This window comes from Rhodococcus sp. P14 (assembly GCF_000256505.1).
Classification (GTDB): domain Bacteria; phylum Actinomycetota; class Actinomycetes; order Mycobacteriales; family Mycobacteriaceae; genus Rhodococcus; species Rhodococcus ruber.
This window is the reverse complement of sequence record NZ_AJFC01000338.1, coordinates 1-4062: the sequence shown is the minus strand read 5'-3', so window position 1 is coordinate 4062 and position 4062 is coordinate 1. Positions and strand designations below refer to the sequence as shown.

The 4062-nt window shown below is 71.0% G+C and carries 3 protein-coding genes; 1 reads left to right on the top strand and 2 read right to left on the bottom strand.

The genetic code is table 11. The features are described 5' to 3' along the window. Both OEY_RS0124175 and OEY_RS0124170 read right to left on the bottom strand, forming a co-directional pair. The coding region (locus tag OEY_RS0124175) for a cytochrome c oxidase subunit I (protein ID WP_010596332.1) at positions 1-839 on the bottom strand (839 nt) is incomplete at its 3' end. Between the two features lie 601 nt (positions 840-1440). Next, positions 1441-2550: an alcohol dehydrogenase catalytic domain-containing protein gene (locus OEY_RS0124170; protein WP_010596331.1), complete on the bottom strand. Its 1110-nt coding sequence runs from the start codon at positions 2548-2550 to the stop codon at positions 1441-1443. 206 nt (positions 2551-2756) lie between these two features. On the opposite strand from OEY_RS0124170, the gene ggh reads away from it, so the two are divergent. Next, the coding region (gene ggh / locus OEY_RS0124165) for a glucosylglycerate hydrolase (protein WP_010596330.1) at positions 2757-4062 on the top strand (1306 nt) is incomplete at its 3' end.

Sequence of the window (4062 nt, the reverse complement as noted above, 5' to 3'; positions counted from 1 at the left end):
TCCGAGACGATGCCGAAGAACGGCAGCGCCAGCACGTACACCTCGGGATGACCGAAGAACCAGAACAGGTGCTGCCACAGCATGACACCGCCCGTGCCGGGATCGAAGATGTGAGCGCCGAACTGCCGGTCGACGAACAGGGCGATCAGCGCCGCCGCCAGCAGCGGGAAGATCAGCAGGATCAGCAGCGAGGCGATGAAGGTGTTCCAGGTGAAGATCGGCATCCGGAACATGGTCATGCCGGGGGCGCGCAGGCACACGATGGTGGTGATGAGATTGACCGCGCCGAGGATCGTGCCCAGGCCGCCGACGGTGAGGCCGAGGATCCACAGGTCCGCGCCGACGCCGGGCGAGTGCAGCGAATTCGTCAGCGGCACATACGCCGTCCAGCCGAAGTCCGCGGCGCCCCCGGGGGTGAGGAAGCCGGCCGCGGCCATGAGGCCGCCGAAGACGTAGAGCCAGAAGCCCACCGCGTTCAGCCGGGGGAAGGCCACGTCCGGTGCCCCGATCTGCAGGGGCAGAAGATAATTGGCGAAACCGAAGAACACCGGCGTCGCATAGAGCAGCAGCATGATCGTGCCGTGCATGGTGAAGAGCTGGTTGTACTGCTCGTTCGACAGGAACTGCAGGCCGGGCACGACGAGCTCACCCCGGATGAGCAGCGCCATGAGCCCGCCGACGAGGAACCACGCGAAGGCCGCCACGATGTACATCACACCGATCACCTTGTGGTCGGTGGAGGTGACGACCGTGAGGATCCTCGAGCCTTTCGGGCGGTGGGTCGGAGGATACGGCCGGTGCGCGTCCGGCGTCCTCAGTATCGGCGCGACATCGACCATGACCACGACTCCTGCCTTCGGGCCCGCCTCCCGGCGGGGCATCGAGTTCCGACCTGCTGCCGCGAGCGGGCGGATTCGCGGCCGCCCGCTCGACCGGCGGCGCAGACGTCCGAGCGGAGCCGCCGACCGTCGGCGCGCTGACTCTTGCACCGCCGCATCGACATCGGCAATGAGACGTGGAGCACGTCCACGGCGCGGCGTGGACTCGCCCAGGTGCGCCGGACACCGCCCGCTGCTCCGGACGGGCCGGGCCGTCGCGGACGCCGGGGTCGTCGTCGGCCGGGTCGAAAATCACTGATCAACAGGTTTTTCCACAGCTGTGGATACTCGCGTTCGCGAGCGGTCCGGGCACCCGCCGCGCACCGGCGGGACGGGAAACGCACCTCGACTCCGGCACGGCCGGAGGGACCGAGGGCCGGGAGAAAAGGGTCCGAAGACTCCCGTCGCATGCGCCCATCGGTCGGAGCAGTCCGGCGCCGAGCGGGGGACCGAGCGGCCGGGACGCGCGGGCACCTCGTCCCCGTCCGCCCCGGACGTCCGGAAAATCATTTTCCCACAAGATATCCGGTCCGGGACCTTGGTCCCGGCCGACGTCCGGCGCTCAGTCGTCGAACACGACGACCTGACGTACGGCCAGGCCGTCGGCGAGCTGGTCCATGGCCTCGTTGATGCGCGAGAGGGGGATCCGGGAGGAGATCAGTTCCTCCACCGGCAGCCGGCCCTCGCGCCACAGGCGCGCGTACTCGGGGATGTCGCGGCGCGGCACGGCCGAGCCCAGGTAGCTGCCGACGATCGTGCGGGCCTCCGCGGTCACCGTCAACGGGGAGATCACGGCCGTCGCCGTCGGGGCGGGCAGGCCGACCGTCACGGTCGTGCCGCCGGGTGCCGTGAGGGCGAACGCGGTTTCGAACGCGCGTGCGCTGCCGGCACATTCGACGACGTACCGGGCTGCGACGCCCCGCTCGAGCGCCTCGCCCGGGGTGTAGGTCTCGTGCGCCCCCAGTTCACGGGCGCGGGCGAGCTTGTCGTCGAGAGTGTCGATCGCGACGATGCGCGAGATCCCCTGCGCGACGGCCGTCAGGAGAGCGGCCATGCCGACCCCACCGAGGCCGACGATCGCGATGCTGTCCTGCGGCCGCGGCCGGGCCGCATTGAGGACGGCACCCCCGCCGGTGAGCACGGCACAGCCGAGCACCGCGGCGACGTCGGGCGGCACGTCGTCGTCGACCGCGACGGCCGACGCGCGGTCGATCACCGCGTGCGTCGCGAAACCCGAGACCCCGAGATGGTGGTGCACCGGGTGACCGTCGCGGTGCAGGCGCCGGCCGCCGTGCAGGAGTTCGCCGGCGTTGTTGGCGGCGGACCCGGCGGTGCAGGGCAACCGGCCGTCCTCGGCGCAGTTGTCGCACGCCTCGCACCGCGGCAGGAACGACATGACCACCCGCTGCCCCACCCGGAAGTCGTCGACGGCCGAACCGACCTCGACGATCCGTCCGGCCGCCTCGTGTCCGAGCAGCATCGGCACCGGACGAACCCGGTTGCCGTCCACGAGGCTCAGATCGGAGTGACACACCCCGGCCGCCTCGATCCGTACCAGGAGCTCGGTCGGTCCCGGCGGATCGAGCTCGAGTTCGGACACGCTGATCGGCTTCGACTCGGCGAACGGCCGCGGCCGGCCGATCTCCTCCAGGACTGCGCCGGTGATCCTCATGTGCCGATACTCCTCGGGTCTCGGGGCGGTTCCGGAATCCACCGTAGTTCTCGTGCGGGATCGGCGTCGGCGCCGCGCGCAGGTTCCTGACATCGTCCTCGGTTTCGGACATCGACACCGGTCGGGACGTGTGTGGCTGTCCGATTTCCGGCGGCCCGGCCGGCTCTCGGCGCGCGCCCACGCCGGACCGGTCGCACAATGATGCGATGCCGGACCGCGGATTCACCCACACCCAGCTCGCCGCGCGGGCTGCCTATCTGCTGCGCGGCAACGACCTCGGCACGATGACCAGCGCCGCCCCGAAGCTGTACCCGCACATGTGGAGCTGGGACGCGGCGTTCGTCGCGGTGGGGCTGGCCCCGTTGAGCGTCGAGCGGGCCGTCGTCGAACTCGACACCCTGCTCTCCGCGCAGTGGCGAAACGGCATGATCCCGCACATCGTGTTCGCGAGCGGGGTGGACGGCTACTTTCCGGGACCGGCGCGGTGGGCCTGCACCGACCTGGCCGCCGCTGCCCCGCAGGGGCCGCAGACCTCCGGCATCACCCAGCCACCCGTGCACGCCATCGCGGTGCAGCGGATCCTCGACCACAGCCGACGGCACGGGCGCACCACCCGTGCCGTCGCCGAGGAGTTCCTGGACCGTCGCTGGCCCGACCTGGTGCGCTGGCACCGGTGGCTGGCCCGGGCCCGCGACCTCGACGGCAACGGCCGCATCGCGCTCTACCACGGCTGGGAATCCGGCATGGACAACTCGCCCCGGTGGGACGCGGCGTACGCCAACGTCGTCGCGGGGGCGGTGCCGACGTTCCGGCGCGAGGACCTCGCCCATGTCGGCGACGCGAGTCAGCGGCCCACCGACGCCGAGTACGCCCGCTACCTGTGGCTGCTCGAGGAGATGAAGGAGGTGCGCTACGACGACGACGCCCTGGCCACGGCCATGAGCTTCGCCGTCGAGGACGTGTTCGTCAGTGCCGTGTTCGCGCTGGCGTGCGAGGTGCTCGCCGTCATCGGGGAGGAGCATTCGCGCCCGAATGCGGACGTGCGTGAGCTGCACGAGTACGCGGACCGGTTCCGTCGCGGCGTGCTCGACACCACCGATCCGCGTACCGGCGCCGCCAAGGACTTCGACCTGCGCAGCGGCCGCTGGATGGCCACCGACACGATCGCGATGTTCGCGCCGTTGCTGTGCGGGGGTCTGCCCCGCGGCACCGAACGGGCCCTGTTGCGCACCTTCGAGGGCCCGAAGTTCTGCGGGCACCCCGACCTGCGCTACGCCGTGCCACCCTCGACGTCCCCCGTCTCCCGGGACTTCCGTTCGCGCGAGTACTGGCGGGGACCGGTGTGGCCGGTGATGACGTGGCTGTTCTCGTGGACGTTCGCCCGCCGCGGCTGGGCGGAGCGCGCCCATCTGCTGCGAGCGGAGGGCTTGCGGCAGGCGAGCGACGGCTCGTTCGCGGAGTACTACGAGCCGTTCACCGGCGAGCCGCTCGGCAGCATGCAGCAGTCGTGGA